Source organism: Methanobacterium lacus, assembly GCF_000191585.1.
GTDB lineage: Archaea > Methanobacteriota > Methanobacteria > Methanobacteriales > Methanobacteriaceae > Methanobacterium_B > Methanobacterium_B lacus.
The window spans coordinates 1,936,120-1,958,451 of record NC_015216.1 but is presented as its reverse complement, the minus strand read 5'-3'; the positions used below and the strand labels follow the sequence as shown (position 1 = coordinate 1,958,451).

The following is a 22,332-nucleotide window of genomic DNA, read 5'->3' as shown; positions in this document are numbered from 1 at the left end:
AACCTAACAAAGAAATTTTTTATTATTTTTTTTTAATTTTGCTTATTCTGATGTTTAGGTTAATTTAAAGGTGTGTATTAATGGAAATAATAGTGGCCAAATTCGGTGGAACTTCGATAGGTAATGGAGATAGAATAAGAAAAGCTGCAGAATCTGTTGTAAAAGAGTATATGAAGGGAAAAAAAGTTGTAGTTGTAGTATCTGCTATTAACAAAACAACAGATGACATCCTCAAGACAGTAGACGATGCCATAGGTGAATCAATAACACCAAAACAGCTGGCTGACATAGTTTCAATGGGTGAAATTACAAGCGTCAGAATATTCTCATCAACAATAGAATCCCTTGGAGTTAAATCAGAATATATAGACCCTCGTGCTGAGGGATGGCCCATTATTACCGACAGCGACTATTTGAATGCTGACGTCAACTTTGAATTAACAGAAAAGAAGTGTGAAGAACTCATAAAAATCCTTGATCAGGGTATTATTCCGGTTCTTTGTGGTTTTGTTGGAAGGGACGAAGATGGAACCATCACCACCCTTGGTCGTGGTGGCAGTGATATAACTGCATTTCTGCTTGGACACTGCCTGAAGGCAGAGGAAGTTGTTATTGTAACAGATGTTGGCGGTGTGATGTCAACTGATCCAAACAGACTCCAATCTGCAAAGAAATTGGACAAGATATCTGTCGAGGAAATGAGGGACCTTGCAACCCACGGAGCTAAGGTTTTACATCCCCATGCTTTGAAGTACAAGGATCCGCTAATAAATGCAAAGATCATAGGATTCGAGCACGGTGATCTCTCAGCTGCAGGAACTGAGATCATAGGTCCTGCAGGTAACCACATGCTCAAGACAACAGCTTTGAATGTTGAGCCAATATCTGTTATTGCAGTTGTTGGAGAGGAAATCCTAACAAAAACAGGTGTTTTGTCTGAATTAACAGATGCACTTGCACAGAACAGCATTAATATTTATGGAATATCAACTGGACAGAATTCTGTGACCCTATTCATAGACAAGTCCATTGTGGACAGGGCACACAACATCCTCCATGAAGTGGTTGTTGAAAATCAGGATCTCAGTTCAATTTCAGTGGGAACAGACATAGCAATGATAACAGTGACAAGTCAAGATTTCATAGACACACCAGGAATAATTACCAGAATTACAGAGCCATTGCGTAAAAAGAAAATTAACATAGTTGAGATCTCTTCGAGTCAGACATCTGTGGTTGTTTTTGTAGAATGGAAGGATGGTAAAAGAGCATATGAACTTGTAAGGAGTGTCTTAGAATGAGTTTGAAAGGTACAATAGTTGCCATGGTGACTCCGTTCACCAAAGAAGATGAGGTTGACGAAGCTGGTATGCGTGAAAACATTAACTACCTCATTGATAGAGGGGTTGATGGATTGCTTGTAGCAGGTACAACCGGCGAATCTGCCACCATAACGCATGATGAGCAGAGGAAGATGATCGATATATTGGTTGACGAGGTCAATGGAAAGGTCAATGCAATTGCAGGTGCAGGTAGTAACTCATCTAAGGAAGCTCTTGGACTAGTTCAATACGCAGAAAATGCAGGTGCAGATGCTGCCTTGGTTATAACTCCCTACTACAACAAACCCCAGCAACATGGACTCGTTGAACATTACAAATTTCTAAACGAGAAAACTGAAATACCTAAAATAGTCTACAACGTACCATCAAGAACAGGCACAGACATAGAAGTAGAAACCATTGTTGAAGTTGCAAAGTTAGATGGTATAGTCGCAATTAAAGAGGCTAATCCTGATATGGATAAAGTTTCAGCGACTATTAAAAGATTACAAGAAGAACAGGTCGAAGATTTCATTGTAACATCTGGAAATGATAATCTCACCCTCCCAATGATAGCGTTGGGAGCCCAGGGAGTTATCAGTGTAGTGGCAAATGTTGACCCTGCAAGAATGAGTCAGATGGTAAACAAAGCACTGGAAGGAGATTATGCCGGTGCGAGCAAACTTCACTACGAACTCTACGATCTCATGAAGGTTCTCTTCATAGAATCCAACCCTGTTCCTTCAAAGGATTCACTTAATATGATGGGAAGACCAGCAGGACATGTAAGGTTACCTTTAGCTCCAATGAAGGATGAGAGTACAGTTAAACTTACAGAGGTTCTTAAGGATCTGGAACTCATCTAAAAAGTAGGGATCCTTGGATAAAATTTTATTAGTTTTCAGACTTATTTTGGAAACCATTTATTTTTTTTTGTTTACTATTTATTCGAGGTTTTTAATGGAACCATCGAGCTTCTAAAATACTCTTAGGAGGGATTTAAGAAAATGATCAAAGTGGCAGTAACAGGTGCATGTGGACGAATGGGTTCAAAGATACTAAAAAAAATATTGGAACAAGATGATATGGAAGTGGTGGCAGCTATCGAGAGCCCAAACACTCCATTCCAATCAAAAGATGTTGGAGAAATAATTGGTATTGGTGAGTTAGGTGTTGAAGTCAACGGGGCTGAAAAACTGGCTGAAACACTTAAAACCAGTAAAGCAGATGTTCTTGTAGATTTTACAATTGCCGATGCTGCAGTTGGAACCATTAAAACAACTTCCAAGGAAGGTGTTAATCTTGTTGTGGGAACAACAGGATTTTCAGACCAACAGCTTAAAGAGATTAAAGAGTCCATACATAAAAATCAGGTGAGTGCAGTCATTGCACCAAACATGGCTGTTGGAGTTAACGTCTTCTTCAAGATAATTAAGGATGTGGCAGCACTCATTGGAGATTACGATGTTGAAATTATAGAGGCACACCACAGGCACAAGAAAGACTCTCCATCTGGAACTGCTGTTCGTGCAGCTGAAATAATAGCCGAAGAATTGAACAGGAATTTGGATGAAGTTGGTGTTTACGGACGAAAGGGTATTGTCGGTGAAAGAACAGATGAGGAAATAGGAATTCACGCTGTTAGGGGAGGGGATATTGTTGGAGATCATACAGTACTCTTTGCAGGTGAAGGCGAAAGAATCGAAATAGTACACAGGGCCCACAGCAGACAATCATTTGTGAGTGGAGTGATTAAAGCTTTGAGATACGTAGGTACTGCCCAAAAGGGCAGTATCAGCGACATGGGTGATGTGCTGGGCATTAAATAATTAATTCATGAGATACACAGGTGATTACAAATGGTAAACGTAGGAATTTTAGGCGCAACAGGAATGGTGGGGCAGCGTTTTATTCAACTGCTGGCTGATCATCCAGATTTTGAGGTAACAGCACTTACAGCTTCCAGTAGATCTGCAGGGAAGAAGTACGAGGATGCAGTCACATGGCACCTTGAAACTAAAATACCTGATGCAGTGAAGGACACTGTGGTTGTCAACACAGATCCAAGGGAAGTTAAGGATGTTGAAATTGTTTTTTCAGCACTACCTTCTCAAAATGCTGCTAAGGTTGAACCTAAATTTGCAGAGGCAGGCATGAAAGTAGCATCAAATGCCAGTGCAATGCGAATGGAACCTGACGTGCCATTGGTAGTTCCTGAAGTCAACCCTGAGCACCTGGACCTGATCGAAACCCAGCAAAAAAGGAGGGGATGGGATGGTTTTATTGTGACCAACCCAAACTGTTCCACAATAGCGTTGGTAATGACTTTAAAACCTTTATACGATCAGTTTAACATTAAAAGGGTGTACGTATCCACGATGCAGGCAGTGAGTGGAGCAGGGTACAATGGAGTACCCTCCATGGCCATAGTCGACAACCTGGTACCATTCATTGGTGAGGAAGAAGAAAAAATGGAGAGCGAAACCCTCCATCTTCTAGGAGACTTTGACGGGGAAACAGTTAACAACGCTAATTTTGGTGTCAGTGCATCTTGCCACAGGGTGGCAGTTCTTGACGGCCACACAGAAGCTGTTTTCATTGAAATGGATGACGATTTCGACCTGGACGAAGTTAAAGGATCCCTTACAAACTTCAAGGGACTTCCACAGAAACTGAACCTCTACTCTGCACCAGAGGATCCTGTTGTGATCCGTGAGGAAGACAACAGACCCCAGCCAAGAATGGATAGAATGGCTGGTAATGGAATGGCAGTATCTGTGGGCAGATTAAGAAGGGATGAAGTGTACAGTAACAGTTTAAAATATGTTCTTGTAGGGCACAACACCATAAGGGGTGCTGCAGGAGCTTCAATTTTAAATGCTGAGCTCATCAATGAAATACTCTAAAAAATAGTTGTATACTGGAATTCCAGTATCCCGTTTTTTTTAAGACAAATTCAATCTTCTAATTTTTTATAGCCAATTTTTATATTAATTATGTTTACATTTTTATTCTCTTTTAAAACAATGTTGAAGCTGTATTTATTGGCATTTGTTTGTTTCACGATGGTTTCAGTGTGAGTTTGTATTTAGATCCTAGTTATCCCTGTGATATTTTTGGAATGGCTTGGTTTTGGAATGAACTTTTTCGTAGTTACCATAGGGTTCATATCTTAAAGCTTAAAACTGCGTGGATACATAGATAAATGTAGTGATACAATGCCGTTGTTAAAGGACACTGAGAGAGAACAGTTGAGGCAACTTGTTAAAGCATGTTTGCTTGAAATCAGTAAGCTGAAGATTGAACTCAAGAAATGTCAGAAGGAATCCTCAAATTCTGCAACCGATGATCTGAAGGTTGAGTCATTGAAACAAGAACTCAGTGAACACATCCAGAGGAAGGATGAAGAAATACAGGAAAGCATCAAGATTAAAGAAGATGAAATAGAACTTCTTAAGACCATGATTGAGGAGAGGGACCAGAAAATCAGTGAACTTGAAACAGTGAAGATATACTTCGAGGCTGTTATTTCTCCTCCCAGACGGAATCTCACATCCTTCCAATCCCAGATATATGAACTTTTACCCTTTGAAGAACAGGATACTGCAATTCATTTTTCACACCTCAGAACCATTGGGTTTAAGGAGTTGTCCCATGATAACCTGGAAAGTGCCCTTAAAAATCTTGAAAGAAAGGGCTATTTTAAATCAAGAGTTGAGGATGGTAAAACATTCTGGATAAAGATTGATAGATAGATTTAAACTCCAAAAGTTGTTAAATTCTTAAAATAAAAAATATCATCAAATTATAATATCCTATACAGGGCTAATTTTATGGTCACCAATGAACAAATAAAGTTAAGACTCCGTAATAAAAGGGATGGAATACTTAGTGAGGGATATTTAGTTTGTGATAATTGTGGCGGGTTTTATGAATTACAACCTGGAGAAAAAATTGAAGATTTTAATTGTAATTGTGATTGTGGGGGTACATTAAAATATTTCAAACAAAATCCATACCCTCCTAATAATATAACTGAACAAGAACCAACATCTACGTTAGCCTATGTTGGGTATGTGTCCATTATCTTCTTTGCACTTGCATCCATTGTAATAGGAATTATCCTTTATCGGAGAGGTGGTAATGATAAACAACACGGTATTTTAATACTAATTATATCCTCTGTTCTGGTATTGCCGGTTTTATTAATTTCAATGCTTATTATATACAGAACTTATATGTGAAATGGTGATATGCGCTTCATATAATGAATTAAAGGATTATTCAAAGGTAGAATATTGGCATAAATGTGAACTTCAAGTAATTTTGTATTTATATTTAAACCTAAATATCATTTAGTTTTCATTTCATAATTGCGGTGTAGTATGTTATTTTATTAAGTATTTAGCTTCGATATGGTATTTATATAAAAAAATAAACTCTACAATCTTGTAGATATTAAATTAGGGTCTACGATGGTGATCTATGGGTTTCGATATCGAAAAGTTTCGTAAAAAAGTTCGATCACAAACTATTTATATAACCTCTAACCCACTAATGAATTACATATATACAAAAAGAGGTGATACTGTGGCACAATTAGGCGGCCAAGGCCAACAAGTTTTAATTTTACCTGAAGGTACAAACAGGTTTTTAGGAAGAGATGCTCAGAGAATGAATATTTTAGCTGGTAAAGTACTCGCAGAAACAGTGAGAACAACACTAGGTCCTAAGGGAATGGACAAAATGCTTGTCGATTCACTTGGAGATATTGTAGTGACCAACGACGGTGTGACCATTCTTAAGGAAATGGATATTGAACACCCAGCAGCAAAAATGTTAGTAGAAGTTGCAAAAACCCAAGAAGACGAAGTGGGAGATGGAACAACAACAGCAGTTATCATTGCTGGAGAACTACTGAAAAAGGCAGAAGGACTGCTCGACCAGGAAATTCACCCAACCATCATAGCAATGGGATACAGACAGGCAGCAGAGAAGGCACAAGAAATTCTCAACGTCATATCCATAGATGCAGATGACAGGGACACCCTCCTGAAAGTTGCTATGACAGCAATGACAGGAAAAGGTACAGAAAAAGCCAGAGAACCTTTAGCAGAACTCATAGTAGCAGCTGTTAAACAGGTAGAAGAAAATGGCGAAATTGACACCGACCACATAAAAATAGAGAAAAAAGACGGTGCAGTTGTCGAAGAATCCAAGCTCGTTCAGGGAGTAATTGTGGACAAAGAAAGAGTTCACCCTGGAATGCCTAAAAAGGTCGAAGACGCTAAAATAGCACTGTTAAACAGCGCAATAGAAGTTAAAGAAACTGAAGTTGACGCAGAAATCAGGATAACAGACCCAACCCAGATGCAGGCCTTCATAGAACAGGAAGAAGGAATGATCAAGGGTATGGTAGAAAAGATCACCGATGCAGGAGCAACAGTACTCTTCTGTCAGAAGGGTATTGACGACCTAGCACAGCACTACCTAGCTAAAGCAGGAGTTTTAGCAGTACGCAGAGTTAAAAAATCCGACATGGAAAAACTCGCAAGGGCAACCGGTGCAAAAGTTGTATCCAACATCGAAGACATGACCTTTGATGACCTAGGAGAAGCAGGATCCGTTGCAGAGAAAAGAATTTCCGGCGAAGAAATGATCTTCGTGGAAGGATGCAAAGACCCTAAATCTGTAACCCTACTCGTAAGGGGTTCAACAGACCACGTTGTTGACGAAATCGAAAGGGCAGTCGACGATGCAATAGGTGTAGTTGCAGCAACAGTTGAGGACGGTAAAGTTGTAGCAGGTGGAGGAGCAGCAGAAATCTCCATTGCAAAGGGCTTAAAAGAATATGCAGACAGCATAAGTGGTAGGGAACAGCTAGCAGTAGCAGCATTTGCTGAAGCACTAGAAGTCGTACCAAAAACCCTCGCAGAAAATGCAGGACTCGACAGCATAGACTCACTCGTGGATCTAAGGGCAGCACATGAAAAATCCATATACATGGGACTCGATGTATTCAAAGGCGATGTAAGGGACATGTACAAAGCTGGAGTTATCGAACCTAACAGGGTTAAAAAACAGGCTATCCAGTCAGCAGCAGAAGCAGCTGAAATGATCCTAAGAATTGATGATGTAATTGCATCCACAACTCCAAGAGAACCTGATATGGGTGGAATGGAAGGTATGGGTGGAATGCCTGGCGGTATGCCTCCAATGATGTAATTAGGGTTTTAAACCCATTTTTTTCTATTTTTTTTTAATCTGAATTTTCAAATTCTAAGTTTTTATCTAACAGCCTGTAGATAATTGTTTATAACAACAGGGCACCAACATACAAAGGGAAAATTATATCTAAAAAAATATCCCTAGAAAATGGTTGTTTCACTATGAACTACAACGATTTTTCCTGTCCTTTATGTAAACAAAAATTAGAATTCCATGGTGAACTGTTTAAATGCAGCTGTGGAAACACCTTCAACCTACTAGATGACATACCATATTTTTGGGTTGATAACGGTAAAACCAGGGAAATGGATGCTTATTTTGACAACGTACCAGAACAGTACGAATCAGTGAATTACCTGTCTAGAATTTACCAATTTTTTGGAGGTTTAGCTACACAGCCCGAAGATTTGATGGTACCCATAATAAACCAGGGCATTCAAGATGGTTTAAACAGTATACTCAAACCCCAGCACCAGTCAATACTCGACCTTGCATGCCGGTACAGGAATGTACACCCGAAGTCTTTCAAGGGAAGCTTCTCATGTATGGGCAGTGGATTTATCCATGGAAATGCTAAAACAAGCAAAATTAAAGCTTGAAGAAGAAAATTTGGAGAATGTAACATTGGCACGTGCCGATACTTTGAAGCTACCATTCTCTGATGACCAGTTTCAGGGAGTATCATGTATGATGCTATGCAACTTTTCAGTGACATTGATGCCACACTTGCAGAAATTAGAAGGGTAATTAAGGACTGTGGTACCTTGGCTGTTATGACCTATGTAAAGGAGGGTGTTTGGAAGGAACCAGAACATCAAGAATATCTTGAAAAATTGGATATTCACTTCTTTGAAGTGGAGTAGATTGAAAATTTTCTCAAACAAAATGGATTTGAAAACTTTCGCTACAGGATCAATGGATCCATGATCATGTTCTCTTGCAACGCAGACCAAGAATAAAAATCTTCACAATCTCCATTTTTAATGGGTTTATACGCTGTTTATGGTGTTTATTAAGGTGTTGAATGCAAAGGCAAACTTGCACAATCCCAAGAACCTGGACCTGAGGGTGATGGATATGCTTCAGTCTATGCTGAAGGGTATAAATGTGGTTACAAAAACCGGTTACATCCAAGCTGTTCAAGAATTTAAACGAAAATAACACTTCTTTCATTGATTTTTTTTACCAATAAATAATTTATCATGATTAATCATAGGAAAATATTTATAGCTTGAAGAACTTATTCAGTAGCAGAGGGTGTAAAAGGCAGAATAAAGGTGGAAAAAAATGAAACGTGATACAACCGTTCTTCTAGATGAGAAAAGAATTTTCAAACCCGATGTTGAAACTGTGGAACGGGCCCACGTAAAAAATTGGGAAAATGAGATTGAGAAGGGAAAAAACTTCGAGGCTTACTGGGAAGAAAAAGCAGAAGAATTAGAATGGTTCGAGAAATGGGATAAAGTACTCGACGAAACAAACAAACCATTCTACCAATGGTACGTAAATGGAAAGATAAATCTCACCTACAACGCAGTAGACCGGTGGATATACACTGAAAAAAGAAATCAAGTTGCCATACTGTACATAAATGAAAGGGGTGACGAAGAAAAACTCACCTACTACGAGCTCTACAGACAAGTAAACAAAATGGCTAACGGCCTGAAAAACCTAGGAGTTAATAAGGGAGACACAGTATCCATGTACCTGCCGATGTGTCCGGAACTTCTAATATCAATGCTGGCATGTGCAAAGATCGGGGCTGTTCACAGTGTTGTGTACTCAGGACTAAGTGTAGGTGCATTTGTGGAGAGAATGAATGATGCCAACGCTAAAATACTCATAACTGCAGATGGAACCTACAGAAGAGGAAAAATAATAAACCTCAAAAAAATAAGTGACGAAGCACTTCTCCAGTGCCCCACAATCGAAACAGTAATTGTCCTTAAACACACAGGAAGCGAAATAAATGTATCGGACTTGAGTGGAAGAGAAATATTCTACGACAGATTTTTAGAGGGAGAACCCGCAGAATGCGAACCAGAATGGATGGATGCCGAAGATCCGTTGTTCATACTCTACACCTCTGGAAGCACAGGAAAACCCAAGGGAGTTCTACACACAACTGGAGGTTACATGGTGGGCGTGGCAACAACCCTCAAAAATATCTTCGACATACAAAAGGATGATCTCTGGTGGTGTACAGGAGACATAGGATGGATCACAGGACACAGCTACGTAATATACGGACCACTACTCCTTGGAACAACCACCATAGTCTATGAGGGAGCACCAGACTACCCGGACCCTGGTGCCTGGTGGAAAATAATCGAAAAACACGGAGTGACCAAATTTTACACGGCACCAACAGCCATAAGACACCTTATGCGATTTGGAAACAAGTACCCTAATATTTACAACCTATCCTCGTTGAGAATATTGGGAACGGTGGGAGAACCCATAAATCCAGAGGCATGGATGTGGTTTTACAAAAACGTTGGAAAGGAAAAGACACCCATCATGGACACATGGTGGCAGACAGAAACAGGAATGCATTTAATATCACCCCTGCCATCAGCCCATCTTAAACCTGGTTCTGCAACCAAACCATTTCCAGGTGTAGATGCAGATGTGGTTGACGAAGACGGAAATCCAGTACCCCTTGGAAAGGGAGGTTACCTCGTCATCAAAAAACCATGGCCAGCCATGTTCAGAACCCTTTACGAGGATGAAGAAAGGTTTCAACAAGTGTACTGGAACCAGATTCCCGGAGTTTACAAGGCAGGGGACATGGCAAGAAAAGATGAAGATGGATACTTCTGGATACAGGGAAGATCCGACGATGTACTCAAAATTGCAGGGCACAGGGTGGGAACCGCCGAAGTAGAATCAGCATTTGTAAGCCACCCTGCTGTGGCAGAAGCAGCAGTAATAGGAAAATCCGACCCAATCAAGGGACAGGTAATCAAAGCGTTTCTGATACTCAAGGAAGGCTACCAACTAAAAACGAAACTAATCGAAGAACTGAACAAACACGTGAGATATGAACTTGGACCAGTGGCAGTCATCGGTGAAATGGAACAGGTGGAAAAACTACCAAAAACCCGAAGTGGAAAAATTATGCGGAGATTACTCAGGGCCAAGGAATCCGGAGAGGATCTTGGGGACACATCAACACTCGAAGAATAAAAAAATTGTCATAATGACACGAAATTAAGATTTAATAATTACTGAAGGGTTTAGAGGGATAAAAAATGGTTGAAGAAGTTAAAAAAATAGTACTAGAAGATTTAACAGCAAATCCTGCACCTTTAGGACTTTTGGGATTCGGACTCACAACAGTACTATTGAACATTCACAACGCAGGATTTTATCCTATGAACAGCATGATCCTTGCAATGGGAGTGGCGTACGGTGGAATAGCACAGATCATGGCATGCTGGATGGAGTACAAAAAGGGAAATACCTTTGGTATGGTGGCGTTTGGATCCTACGGCCTTTTCTGGTGGAGTTTTGTTTTACTGCTCATACTGCCAAAGCTAGGTCTTGCAGCAGCACCAGATCCAGCTGCACTTGCATCTTACCTATTTATGTGGGGATTATTCACACTTGTAATGTTCATAGGAACTTTGAAACACAGCAGAGGACTTCAAGTCGTATTCATTTCACTGGCTGGACTGTTCTTCCTTCTAACAGCTGCAGAGTTAACTGGAAATCCAACCCTAACACTGGTGGCAGGTTACGAAGGAATATTCACAGGACTTTCAGCAGTCTACGTGGGCCTTGCAACTGTGATAAACGAAACCTATAAAAGAGATGTGCTGCTGGTATAAACAGTAACAAGTTGGGCCGAATTACCCAAAAAATCTATTAAATTGGTGATCAATGAAAGTAGCCTGTTAAATGGCTTTAATTGGTGGGATCCGATTTAATATTTTTTTATATCTTTTTAATATTGGGGCAGCAGTTAACTGAGGGAATTTAGTCTTTGTTTAAAATAAGTAGTTTTTTAAAATAATTTTCATCTACATGTTGAAAAATTATCCAATTAATTCAGAAATCTTTTAAAATAATGAATATCTTTATATAACCTAATTTCACAATTTATTAATATGAAGTTGAGGTGCAGTAGGGGAGGCACCGCTCACAATAATAAATACTACTAAGTTTTCAATAAAAGTCACTTGTTAATTATATTTTTTTGTTAACTTACAAAAAAAGGTTTATAATGCGTTTTCAAGCTTGTGATGTTGAAAAAAATTCGTCAGAGAAGATCAAAATGGACGAACAAATTAAGATATTGATAATTGAGGATGTACCATTTGATGCAGAATTAATTGATCGAGAACTCCAAAGAAGTGGTATGAATTTCATTTCACGACGTGTGGAAGAGGAACATGAATACCTACATGAATTAGAACATTTTATGCCTGATATCATCCTTGCTGATCATTCACTCCCAAACTTCGATGGACTGTCTGCACTGAAAATTGCAAACCAACTGGTTCCAGATGTACCATTCATCTTCGTGAGTGGAAAGATGGGGGAAGATTTTGCAATAGAAGCTCTTAAATGCGGAGCAACAGACTACGTTTTAAAGGGCAGTTTATCTAAAATTGTGCATGCTGTGAACAGAGCTTTGGAAGAAGTTATAGAACATTCAAAACGTAAAATGGCTGAAGAAGCGTTGATTAACAGTCATAGACAGCTGCTTGAAGCACAGAAAATTGGGCACATAGGCAGTTGGGAACTGGATATAAACACGAATAAAATGCGTTGTTCAGCAGAATTTTACAACATCATGGGTACAGATCCATCCAAATTAGGGGATGGATATAATGCAATCATAGAACTCATACACCCTGAAGATAGACCTATGGTGGAGAAAAGCATTCTCAATGCCATTGAATTACATGAAAGCTTTTCACATGACTACCGTATTTTAAAGTCAGATGGGTCTGTAAGGATACTTTCATCTAAGGGTCTGGTAATCAATGAAACCTCAGGAGCGGCACCAAGACTGGTTGTCACTGAGCAGGATATCACCGAACAGAAGGTGGCTGAGGAGAAGATCAGATCTTCACTCAAAGAAAAGGAAATGCTACTTGCAGAAATTCATCACAGGGTAAAGAATAATTTACAGGTTATTTCAAGCCTACTTAGACTCCAATCAAGATTCATAGAAGATGATGCATCGATAGAAATATTCAAAGAAACACAAAACAGGGTTAGAAGCATAGCAATTCTCCATGAGAAACTGTACCAGTCCGAAGATCTTGCCAAGATCAAGATCGATGAATACGTTAAGTTACTGGCAGAAGACCTGCTCTACTTCTATGAACTGGAAAACAGCAAGGTGGAAATGAATATAGATGTGGAAGAAGTGTATCTAAACATCGAAACTGCAATACCCTGCGGACTCATAATAGATGAACTGGTTTCAAATTCATTGAAATATGCATTTAAACCAGGTGAAAACGGTACAATCACAATTAAACTTCATTCAAACGAGAATGACAGGTTCACACTCCAAGTGTCTGATGATGGTGTTGGAATACCCCTGACAGTTGATCCAGAAAATTCAGAAACCTTTGGAATGCAGCTCATCAAATACCTATCCAACCAACTCAAGGCAGAGATGGAGTTGGACAGAAGAGATGGAACAAAATTTAAATTAGAATTTAATGAATTACAATACAAAAACAGAGTATTTAACGAAGAACAATAAAGTTAAAACCCTTAGATTTGGGTTAAATTGTAAAAAATAGGATAAAATGACTAACGAAAAGATATTGGTTGTTGAAGATGAAGAACTCATAGGCCAAGACATCAAATTTTTGCTGGAAGATCTTGGATATGAAGTGCCAGATCTGGTACCCTCTGGAGAGGAAGCAATTCAGAAGGCAATGGAAACCAATGCAGATTTAGTTCTCATGGACATCATGCTAGAGGGGGATATGGATGGTATTGAGGCAGCCAACAGGATCAACAACCAATATGGAATTCCAGTTATCTACCTCACAGCCTACAGAAACGAGGAAATTTTCAACAGGGCAAAACTATCAGAACCCTACGCATACATTGTAAAACCCTTTGAAGAACGTGAACTCAAAACCAACGTAGAAATAGTTTTAAACAGACACAAAGCAGAACAGGAACGCATAAAACTCACCGAGCTCACCGCAAAAAATGAGATACTGAAGAGATCATTGAATGAACAAGAAACCCTGCTCAGGGAAATTCATCACAGGGTAAACAACAACATGCAGATAATAAGCAGCATGTTGTCACTTCAATCAACACAGGTAAAGGATCCAAGTGATTTGCTGCTGTTTAAAGACAGTCAGAACAGGGTTAAATCCATGGCAAAGGTTCATGAAAGACTTTATCAATCCTACGATCTTTCCACCATCAAATTTGCAGACTACTGTAAAAGCCTCTTAACAGATCTTTTCAGTTCACACAGAGCTCCTCCAAGTGTGAGGCTCAAACTAGACATAGATAATGTTCCATTCAATATGGAAACTGCAATTCCCTGCGGACTGCTCATAAACGAACTGGTTTCAAATTCCCTTAAATACGCATTTCCAGATAAAAATGGGGAAATAGCAGTGAGTCTCAAACACTACAACCAAAATCAATACTTGCTTACCATAAGCGACAATGGAATTGGAATACCGGATGATATAGATTTTGAAAATGGTCCATCTTTAGGATTTAGATTAGTTCATAACCTCACAAATCAGCTTGAAGGTGAAATTGAACTCTTTAAGAATGGTGGAACAACATTCAAACTGCTTTTCATGGAACTTGTTTACGAAACAAGATCTGGAATAAAGGATACCATAACCACGGCCTACAGGTCCAGAGAACTTCGTGAAACAGCTGAAAGAATATTGAACAATAGAATTGATGATATTGAAACAATACCTCAGGATTACCATGAACTGCTGCAGGATCTGCAGGTTCACCAGATAGAGGTGGAAATGCAGAAGGAAGAACTCAAAACATCCAAAAGGGAAATTTTAGAATCCAGAAAAAAATATCTAGATCTCTACAATTCCTCACCTGTAGGATATCTGTCCCTTGGAAAGGACTGTATAATCAAGGAAATAAATGATACTGGTGCTTCAATGTTGGGAATATCACTCGGAGGACTTATAAACACCTCATTTTTAAGCTTTCTACGATCAGATTCACGGTTAATATTTGAAAATTACAACGACAAAGCAATAAGAACATGGAAAAAGCAGAAGTATCGAATGGCACTTTTAAGGGCTGAAGGAAATGAATTTGATGCATACGTAGAAGTAACTCCTATTATAAATTCCGATGGAACTTTCAAGGAATTTCAAATGACATTAATAGATTTTAGCAGGTTTTAAAGCATAATTTTAATTCAATCTACTAATTTTTTTAATTCTACTCTATTCAAAAAAAATTTATGGAAAGCTATTTTTAGAGTTTTCCAAATATTTAAGCTTTAAACTTAATTAGGAAAGGGTTAATACCTGAAATTTAATGGATCTGTATCCTTAAATATCAGTCAGGGTACTTAAACAACCAATTTTCCATTGGAGGTTCAAGAAGTACTGTTATGATATCTCCAGCTTCAATTCCAGGATCTTCAGACAGATTTTTAACTATTTCCTTGAAGAGCTTCTTTTTTGTTGATTCAGTCCTTCCAGGGTAAAGGGTTATTTCAATGATCGTTAAGTTTTTACTTCTGTCAGATGGTATGGTGCAGGTTTCTTCTGAAATTTCATATAATCTTTGGACTATTTTAATTTCATCAACAGCCACAGCATCTTTAATTGCATTTTTAATACTGTTTAATACAGATTTTTTGTAGTCTGATGTTTTACCTTCTAAAACTTCAATTTTTACCATTGGCATTTTAGTTCTTGTCTCCTAAATGAAACCCATTTTTTTGGGTCTAGATAAATTTTCTGGACAACTCTTGCTTTCACAGGAATACTATCAAAAAAAATAAATATTTAAAATTTTTTGTTTTTCATTTACAAGTTTGATCAAACAGATCCAATGTAGTTTCCAAGCCTCTTTGCCAGTGCAACTATGGTGAGTACTGGTGGTGCACCTGGAGCCCATGGAAATACACTTGCATCTGAAACAAACAAGCCTGAAACTTCTGTTTCAAGATTTTTATCCACTACTTCTCCTATTGCTGCGGTTCCACCTGGATGTGCACCCCTGGCTATGGTGCTGGTCAAGGTTTTTGGATCAACTCCTGATTCTTTGAGTATGGCTGCTGCAACTGCAGCACCCTTTGCAAGTAAACCAACATCCTTGGAAGTGCTGAACTTTTGGATGTGGTCTTCGCGAACCTTTCCAGATGGTTCATCCCCGATCTTCACCATCATCCCAAGAATATCACTACTTCGGGCATCAAATTCTCTCAGATTGTTAACCAGCATCTCAGAATAATGTGGGGCTAAAATAACATCGCCCAAACTTATGAGGGAGTTCATGGTAACTTCGGTATCGAACTTAATATCCTTTAAAAGCCCACCAACCGTTATGAAACTGTCTACAAAGAGATGATTTCCAGCTTCAATGTTGCTCCTTCTTAAGATTCTGGGAGTTTCAATCCCTCCAGCTGCAAGAACAACGTGGTCTGCGTAAAATTCTTTATCCTGAGTTTTAACCCCTTTAATTTCATTATTTTTAATGATTAACTCTGTGACGTTGGTGTCTGTTACCAGTTTAGCTCCTTTATTTAATGAATCGTTAACGTACTCTTGACTCGTCCATTTAGCATTCCTTGGACATCCAAATGCACATTTTCCACAGGGTTTACATTCTTGTGGTTCAATGAACTTGGGCATTTTTTGGGTGTTAAATCCTAATTCCTTTGCAGTTTTCATTATAAGATTGGTACCATCACCAAAATGTGAATCTGGGAGTTTTGAAACTCCCATTTCTGCTTCAATTTCATTAAACTCAGTTTCAAGATCGATACCTAGTTTCTTAAATGGTTCCTGACATGTTCTAACAGCATTTCCTGCTGTGACAAGAGTGGTTCCTCCGACACATGATGTTTTTAAGAGCTCCACACCCACATCACAATTATCGTAGTGTTTGTATGCATTTCCAGTGGTATCACTGGGACCCCTTTCAATGAAGGTTACTTTCATTCCCCTTTTTATCAGTTCCCTTCCAACTGTGGCACCGCCGGCACCTGTTCCAACAACGATAACATCTTTCATATCCATCACAAAATTCCTTGTATCCTTTAAAAAAATATAGCTCTGCTAAGAACAATTTATTCTATGCTCCAATTGAGAAGGTCTGGTAAAAAGAAAATATGGAATGATTTAAGATCTTTTCAAAGTTCTTTGAGGCCTTCTTGGTTCAAATTCTTGTTTCTTCTCTTTTTTTTCCTTGAAAAATTTGAGGGCAATGTACCCTCCCAACATTCCAATGACACCGTATATGATTATTGACACTATTAATCCCATTAAAAGGTAAAAAAGACCTGTTAAAGGAACAAGAATACCCAGGGCCAATGGACTTGGAAGTGTGTAGGGAAGTGTTGGACCTGTTAAAAATCCGAAGAAGAAGAAAAACACTCCAAAAACAATTGCAGCTATTCCGCCAACCATTGCACTGGTGTTTTCTGTTTTGGTGAGGTAAGTTGCTGCAAATCCCATGATGAAAATGGAAAATACTCCTCCGAGATGAATCACAGGAAGTGCAAGTCCCAATATAAAGCTTATTACGATTGCAGTTTCAACGCTGAAGTTGGCCATCCAAAATTTCCTCCATAAATAAGGTTAAATTTGTATTCCATAAATCCGGTCTCGATACTTTTAAAGATCCCGACCAGTAATTAAACATTAATTTTTTTTTTGAACAAAAAAATATTTACAATTATTTTTTGTAATTAAATTATCCATTGTATTATATCCTTTTTTTGGATTTTATGAAAATTATCCAGAGAAATGTATGGATGGTTCAATCCTAAAAACTGTCATAACCTTCTGAAACTATGCTGTTTGCGAGTAAAACCGCATTTTCAGCATTTTCAGCCTGGCCATCGGCACCAACTTTCTTCCAAAGCTCTTTATCCACACCGAATGGATAACCTCCCACAATTATCTTAGGTTCACCGCACTGTGAACATGAACGCACATTTCTAATGAGCCTCACAACCTCACCTATGTTAGAACTGATGGTTGCAGAGATAAGAAGTAAATCAGCATGGTTGGTGGTGATGGATTCAATAACCCCATCCCCTGGGGTGTTTGCACCTAAATATATTGTTTTCCATCCGTCCATTTCAAAGAAATCAGCAACCATCCTCACCCCAATCTCGTGAAGCTCTTTACTTACACTGGTTGCAACCAAAACTTTTCCAGTTTTTTTGGTTCTTGATATGTAGGGATAGAGTTGGGACATTATAAGCTGTGTTGCGGCGGTGAAGTAGTGTTCCTGTGCAACTGTAATTTTATTTTCCTGCCAAAGTCTCCCAATTTCATAGAGAGAACTTTGAAAAACATTCAGATAAATATCCTTGACACTGATCCCATTATCAACAGCTTCAATCACCATTTTCCCGGCTGAATGACGATCACCTTTAAGAAGCAGGTCAATGTACTGTTCTAACAGTTTTACAAGGGGTTGATCCTCATTTACAAATGAAACATACTTGGAGGGTTCTGTGAGATGATCTATACTGTCTTCAATATATTTAACAGCAAGACTGCTCCTTTCAGGGGATAAATTTCTGATGATGACATCTTCCATGACTTCCAACCTTTCCTTCAAAAGTTCTTCAGGCATTCCAAGATTCACCAGAAATATTCTCTCCCACGAAATATAATCTTCAAAGAGTTCGGGGCTGGATGCTTCAATTGCTTCAAAAAGATATGAAAGACTGTACTCAGTATCTTCGATGTATTTATTAAACTCTGATTCGCCATAAAACTTGTAAAATTTGTTCTTTGTTTCGAACTGTTTATCTACAATTTCAATTGCCAGTTCATTCGCATCTTTCAACAATCAAATAACCTCCAAGCCACTGTTAGAATAATTATATAAATTGGACTGTGAATTTCCATGATTAATATTAAAACTACATTAATAATTAGGTCTTTAAAAGGATATAAATTTTGTTTATGTCTGAATTTTTGAATCTAACCCTAAATTAGTCAGATTATTTTTATGGTTTAAAAATAAGTGGGTGGACTAACCCTCCTAGTTGTTGTGACTCGATATTTGGTTATGGTTAATTATTTTATGCAGGTCTATTAAAAAGTAGTTCATGAAATTTTTGTCGGAAGAAAATCCAGATCATCAGCGTACATTTGAGATAATTAATGAGGGACTGTCAAAGAAGGCGGTTGTTGTAGTAGTTGCATGTTGCACTGTGAACTATGATGGTAGGGCTAGAAGTAAACTTGGAGCAGGGGATAGGATGGTTATGATCAAGTCAGATGGTTCTTTCATGGTTCACCAGAACATCAACCTAGAACCAGTGAATTGGCAACCTCCAAAATCCAACTGCAGTGCAGTTTTAAAGGATGGAAACATAATACTCGAAGGCAGTAGAAGAAGTCCTCCAGAAAGGCTGCAGGTGGTAATTCACAAGACATACGTGGCATCCTACTACAATGGAAAGGATAACAAGGATTTGGAGTTGACTGGCTATGAAGAAAATATGCGTGAAATGATATTTAAAACTCCTGATATTATTGAAGAAGGATTTAGACCCTCAACTAAGGAATATCCCACATCAACAGGATTTATTGATGTGCTGGGAAAGGATAAAAATGGCAATGTTGTGGTGCTCGAACTTAAAAGTCGTAGGGCCGGGATAAATGCTGTTAAACAATTAAAACGCTATTTGGATGATTTTTCTGATCACAAGGAATTTGTTAGGGGAATTCTGGTGGCACCATCTGTAACAGATGATGCAGCCGAACTTCTTGAAGGTTTCAAACTAGAATTTAAACCATTAGACCCTCCCAGAGAATTTGGGGCAGATAAAAATCTCACGTTGGATTTCTTTTCCAAGACACAAGATACTAAAACTTAATTGTTTGTAATAACTACTGTTATTAACTGAATTAGCTTTGTGAGGAAATATGAAGAAATATTTATACTTGGGATTGATTGTACTGGCAGTTGTAATGGTATACGGAACTTATGACTACTATACAGTTACATCCGATACCATAGTGGTGGGATACCTTCCAAGCAATCATCATTCAGCACTTTTTGTTGCCAATGCCAAGGGCATGTATGAGAAGGAAGGCTTCAAGGTGCAGATGGTGCCCTTTAAAAATGGTGCAGACATGATAGATGCTGCCAACAAAAATCAATTAGATGTTGGATTTTGTGGAATAACTCCAATCACCAGTTCAATTGATAAAAATTCAACCATTAAAATTGTGGCTCCCGCAAACGAAGATGGAAGTGGAATTGTTGTTCAAAATGGGAGTAACATAACTAATTTAAAGGATCTCGAGGGAAAAACAATTTTAGAACCAGGATCCGGAAGTATTCAGGATGTTTTGTTGAGATACATGCTTATGAAGAACAACGTAAGTACGTCGAACATTAACATATCCCAATTTGAAGTACCACTCATGCAGGAGGCTTTGACTGATAATAGGGCATCTGCTTTTATTGCATGGGAACCCTACGTTACCCAGGCAAATTTAACTGGAGAAGATGATGTGTTTATTTATTCAAGCGACATATGGGATGATCATCCATGTTGCGTGATATTTGCAACCCAGAATATGATGACAAAAAAGCCTGATCAACTAAGAAAATTTTTAAAGGCCCATACCGAAGCAACTGACTACATCAATGGAAATTTGAATGAAACATCGATAATAGTTTCAAATAAGCTTGGAACTAACCCCAACATCGAACTTGCATCGTTGGAACATGTTAAATTTATTTCAGAACCAAACACAGAATACGATAATAATCTCATGAAACTGGTCAGTCTTCAACAACAGCTTGGTTACGTTAAAAATAATTTAACCCTTTCACAGATAGTGAATTATAATTTCCTACCCAACTAAATTCAGTGATTTATTTTTTTTAAATTTATGATTGGAAATGGAAACTGAGTTAAATATTAACTTTCTGGTTCAATTATATCTTTATTGATGGGTTCCACTTCAAGTCCATCTGTTACATCGGTGTTTTCCTTTGCAAGGAATGATGCAGCAACTATTAAGACACATATAAACACACCAATCATGAATGCGTGGTGAAATCCTGTTAGAAGTGTTTCAACAGGTACACTGTACTGGAAAGCCCCTGTTCCAGTGACACCTTCCATATGTCCGGATGAGTGGCTGATTGTACTGTCAAATATTGTTTCAAAGATAACAACCCCCAACACCAATCCTAAATATTTTGCAGTGTTCAACAGGCTTGAAACCGACCCAACCATTTTTGGGGGGCTGTGGCTCATGACCAGCTTGTTGTTTGCAGGTGAAAATATTCCATCGGCCAGTGATCTCATTATGAGGGCTAATATAATCAGTACAACACCAAACTCTCCAACTGTGGGATCTATCAGCGTGAGTATTATCATGGTGGTGGCAAGTAAAAGTGCCCCGAGTATTGCAGGCAATTTAGATCCAATTTTATCTGCCAACCTTCCGGACATGGGTCCAACAACAATTATTAGGAGTGTTGATAGGAGAATTATTATTCCAGCAACATCTGTATCGTAGTTGAGTATTAGTTCAAAGTAGAATGGTAAAAGGAATATGGTTCCTGTTAAAACGAAACTGGTCATAAAACCTGCTATTATTGAAATATTGAGCTGTTTTTGTTTAAGAAGACATATATGGAAGAGCGGATTTTTGTAATTGTGTTCCCATTGGTAGAAGATTAAAAAGATAACTCCCGAAGAAATTAAGCCACCTATGATAAGTGGTGAAGTCCAACCTAGTTTACTTCCCATTTCAATTGGCATTATCAACAGGATAACAGCTAAAAATATCAGAATGGATCCAACCAGATCAAATCCACGGTACTCAATTCCGGTTTTAAGTTCAGGAAGATAGAAGTAGGTTAAAATGGTAGCTGCAGCTCCAAGTGGAACTGTTACAAAGAATATCCAATGCCATCCCATGTACTCTGTTACAATACCACCAACCCCGTAACCAAGGGAAAGTCCTATTGTGGTTGCAAGGGAAATAAAACCGAATATTTTACCCCTTGTTGTATGTGGGAAAACCTTTGAAATTATTGCAGGGGTCATTGATAACAGCATGGCAGAACCCACACCCTGAAGGATTCTTGAAGCTATTAGTTGGGTAATGCCCAGGGATATTCCTGAGAGGTAGGATCCAACTGTGAACAAAAATAAACCGCCCAGGTAGATATTTTTGTAGCCTACATAATCCCCGATTTTACCAAATATTAGGAGAAAACTAGTTAAAACAAGAAGATGGGCAACAACTACCCATGACACCAGTGCGGTATTAATATCCATGTACTGGGATATTGTTGGCAGTGCAATTGTCACTATTCCTGCACTAAAAGACCATATAAAAACACTGAAGGCAATTATAAATCCAATCAGATTTTGGCTGATTTTAGTGGGGGAATTCTTGTTGAACATGCTGATCTAAACTGATATAATTTCCTTTTGTTGCACATCGTTATAAATACCCCCATGTTTTTATTATTAACAGACACTTAATAAACGTATCTTCGAATTAAAATTAATTAATATTTAAAAAATTCGGTTAATATCTAAAATTTATACAATGATTTTGGAAATATT

Annotated in this window: 22 protein-coding genes; 17 read left to right on the top strand and 5 right to left on the bottom strand. The window is 38.4% G+C overall.

Going from position 1 to position 22,332, the window contains the following annotated elements; genetic code table 11:
• Positions 1 to 80 precede the first annotated feature (80 nt).
• The 15 genes from METBO_RS09425 to METBO_RS13125 all read left to right on the top strand — a co-directional run bounded on the left by METBO_RS09425 (position 81) and on the right by METBO_RS13125 (position 14,935).
• Positions 81 to 1,301, top strand: a complete 1,221-nt coding sequence (locus METBO_RS09425; RefSeq protein WP_013645478.1) for an aspartate kinase — start codon at positions 81 to 83, stop codon at positions 1,299 to 1,301.
• A complete protein-coding gene (dapA, locus tag METBO_RS09420) occupies positions 1,298 to 2,188 on the top strand; it encodes a 4-hydroxy-tetrahydrodipicolinate synthase (RefSeq protein ID WP_013645477.1) in 891 nt (296 codons plus the stop codon). Before METBO_RS09425 ends, dapA begins: the two co-directional genes overlap by 4 nt.
• Positions 2,189 to 2,329: 141 nt before the next feature.
• A complete protein-coding gene (gene dapB, locus METBO_RS09415) occupies positions 2,330 to 3,151 on the top strand; it encodes a 4-hydroxy-tetrahydrodipicolinate reductase (protein WP_013645476.1) in 822 nt (273 codons plus the stop codon).
• A gap of 30 nt (positions 3,152 to 3,181) precedes the next feature.
• Complete coding sequence (gene asd, locus METBO_RS09410) at positions 3,182 to 4,228, top strand: aspartate-semialdehyde dehydrogenase (protein ID WP_013645475.1); 1,047 nt, start codon at positions 3,182 to 3,184, stop codon at positions 4,226 to 4,228.
• Between the two features lie 312 nt (positions 4,229 to 4,540).
• The gene (locus tag METBO_RS09405) at positions 4,541 to 5,077 is read left to right on the top strand and encodes a hypothetical protein (RefSeq protein WP_013645474.1); all 537 of its coding nucleotides are present in this window, start codon (positions 4,541 to 4,543) and stop codon (positions 5,075 to 5,077) included.
• Positions 5,078 to 5,155: 78 nt separating this feature from the next.
• On the top strand, positions 5,156 to 5,566 hold the full coding sequence (locus tag METBO_RS13960) for a hypothetical protein (protein WP_013645473.1): 411 nt from the start codon (positions 5,156 to 5,158) through the stop codon (positions 5,564 to 5,566).
• Positions 5,567 to 5,879: 313 nt separating this feature from the next.
• A complete protein-coding gene (gene thsA, locus METBO_RS09390; RefSeq protein WP_144017559.1) occupies positions 5,880 to 7,547 on the top strand; it encodes a thermosome subunit alpha in 1,668 nt (555 codons plus the stop codon).
• 164 nt (positions 7,548 to 7,711) lie between these two features.
• The gene (locus METBO_RS13445; protein ID WP_013645471.1) at positions 7,712 to 8,149 is read left to right on the top strand and encodes a hypothetical protein; all 438 of its coding nucleotides are present in this window, start codon (positions 7,712 to 7,714) and stop codon (positions 8,147 to 8,149) included.
• On the top strand, positions 8,058 to 8,297 hold the full coding sequence (locus tag METBO_RS14125) for a class I SAM-dependent methyltransferase (RefSeq protein WP_083804489.1): 240 nt from the start codon (positions 8,058 to 8,060) through the stop codon (positions 8,295 to 8,297). The genes METBO_RS13445 and METBO_RS14125 overlap by 92 nt, the downstream gene beginning before the upstream one ends.
• Entirely contained in the window at positions 8,234 to 8,413 is a 180-nt protein-coding gene (locus tag METBO_RS13695; protein WP_013645470.1) for a class I SAM-dependent methyltransferase, read from the top strand. Before METBO_RS14125 ends, METBO_RS13695 begins: the two co-directional genes overlap by 64 nt.
• A gap of 154 nt (positions 8,414 to 8,567) precedes the next feature.
• On the top strand, positions 8,568 to 8,711 hold the full coding sequence (locus METBO_RS13690; protein WP_158304910.1) for a hypothetical protein: 144 nt from the start codon (positions 8,568 to 8,570) through the stop codon (positions 8,709 to 8,711).
• Positions 8,712 to 8,837: 126 nt separating this feature from the next.
• A complete protein-coding gene (gene acs, locus METBO_RS09375; protein ID WP_013645469.1) occupies positions 8,838 to 10,739 on the top strand; it encodes an acetate--CoA ligase in 1,902 nt (633 codons plus the stop codon).
• 65 nt (positions 10,740 to 10,804) lie between these two features.
• Positions 10,805 to 11,383, top strand: coding sequence for an acetate uptake transporter (locus tag METBO_RS09370; RefSeq protein ID WP_013645468.1), 579 nt, complete (start codon positions 10,805 to 10,807; stop codon positions 11,381 to 11,383).
• 395 nt (positions 11,384 to 11,778) lie between these two features.
• Complete coding sequence (locus METBO_RS09365) at positions 11,779 to 13,278, top strand: sensor histidine kinase (RefSeq protein ID WP_013645467.1); 1,500 nt, start codon at positions 11,779 to 11,781, stop codon at positions 13,276 to 13,278.
• Positions 13,279 to 13,324: 46 nt separating this feature from the next.
• Positions 13,325 to 14,935, top strand: coding sequence for a histidine kinase dimerization/phosphoacceptor domain -containing protein (locus METBO_RS13125; RefSeq protein ID WP_013645466.1), 1,611 nt, complete (start codon positions 13,325 to 13,327; stop codon positions 14,933 to 14,935).
• Between the two features lie 157 nt (positions 14,936 to 15,092).
• On the opposite strand, the gene METBO_RS09355 is transcribed toward METBO_RS13125, so the two are convergent.
• The 4 genes from METBO_RS09355 to METBO_RS09340 form a co-directional block, all read right to left on the bottom strand.
• Positions 15,093 to 15,446 carry a tautomerase family protein gene (locus tag METBO_RS09355; RefSeq protein WP_013645465.1) on the bottom strand — a complete coding sequence of 118 codons (354 nt, stop codon included), beginning with the start codon at positions 15,444 to 15,446 and terminating at the stop codon, positions 15,093 to 15,095.
• Positions 15,447 to 15,580: 134 nt separating this feature from the next.
• Positions 15,581 to 16,783 carry an FAD-dependent oxidoreductase gene (locus tag METBO_RS09350; RefSeq protein WP_013645464.1) on the bottom strand — a complete coding sequence of 401 codons (1,203 nt, stop codon included), beginning with the start codon at positions 16,781 to 16,783 and terminating at the stop codon, positions 15,581 to 15,583.
• Between the two features lie 102 nt (positions 16,784 to 16,885).
• The gene (locus tag METBO_RS09345) at positions 16,886 to 17,320 is read right to left on the bottom strand and encodes a hypothetical protein (protein WP_013645463.1); all 435 of its coding nucleotides are present in this window, start codon (positions 17,318 to 17,320) and stop codon (positions 16,886 to 16,888) included.
• A 211-nt stretch (positions 17,321 to 17,531) separates the two neighbouring features.
• Positions 17,532 to 18,572 (bottom strand): cobalamin B12-binding domain-containing protein, encoded by a 1,041-nt coding sequence (locus METBO_RS09340; protein WP_013645462.1) that lies wholly within the window; start codon positions 18,570 to 18,572, stop codon positions 17,532 to 17,534.
• Positions 18,573 to 18,834: 262 nt separating this feature from the next.
• On the opposite strand from METBO_RS09340, the gene nucS reads away from it, so the two are divergent.
• Both nucS and METBO_RS09330 read left to right on the top strand, forming a co-directional pair.
• Positions 18,835 to 19,608: an endonuclease NucS gene (nucS, locus tag METBO_RS09335; RefSeq protein ID WP_013645461.1), complete on the top strand. Its 774-nt coding sequence runs from the start codon at positions 18,835 to 18,837 to the stop codon at positions 19,606 to 19,608.
• Positions 19,609 to 19,657: 49 nt separating this feature from the next.
• A complete protein-coding gene (locus METBO_RS09330; RefSeq protein WP_013645460.1) occupies positions 19,658 to 20,608 on the top strand; it encodes an ABC transporter substrate-binding protein in 951 nt (316 codons plus the stop codon).
• Positions 20,609 to 20,664: 56 nt separating this feature from the next.
• Here METBO_RS09330 and METBO_RS09325 read toward each other — a convergent pair whose 3' ends face one another.
• The gene (locus METBO_RS09325; protein ID WP_013645459.1) at positions 20,665 to 22,167 is read right to left on the bottom strand and encodes an MFS transporter; all 1,503 of its coding nucleotides are present in this window, start codon (positions 22,165 to 22,167) and stop codon (positions 20,665 to 20,667) included.
• Between the last annotated feature and the right edge of the window lie 165 nt (positions 22,168 to 22,332).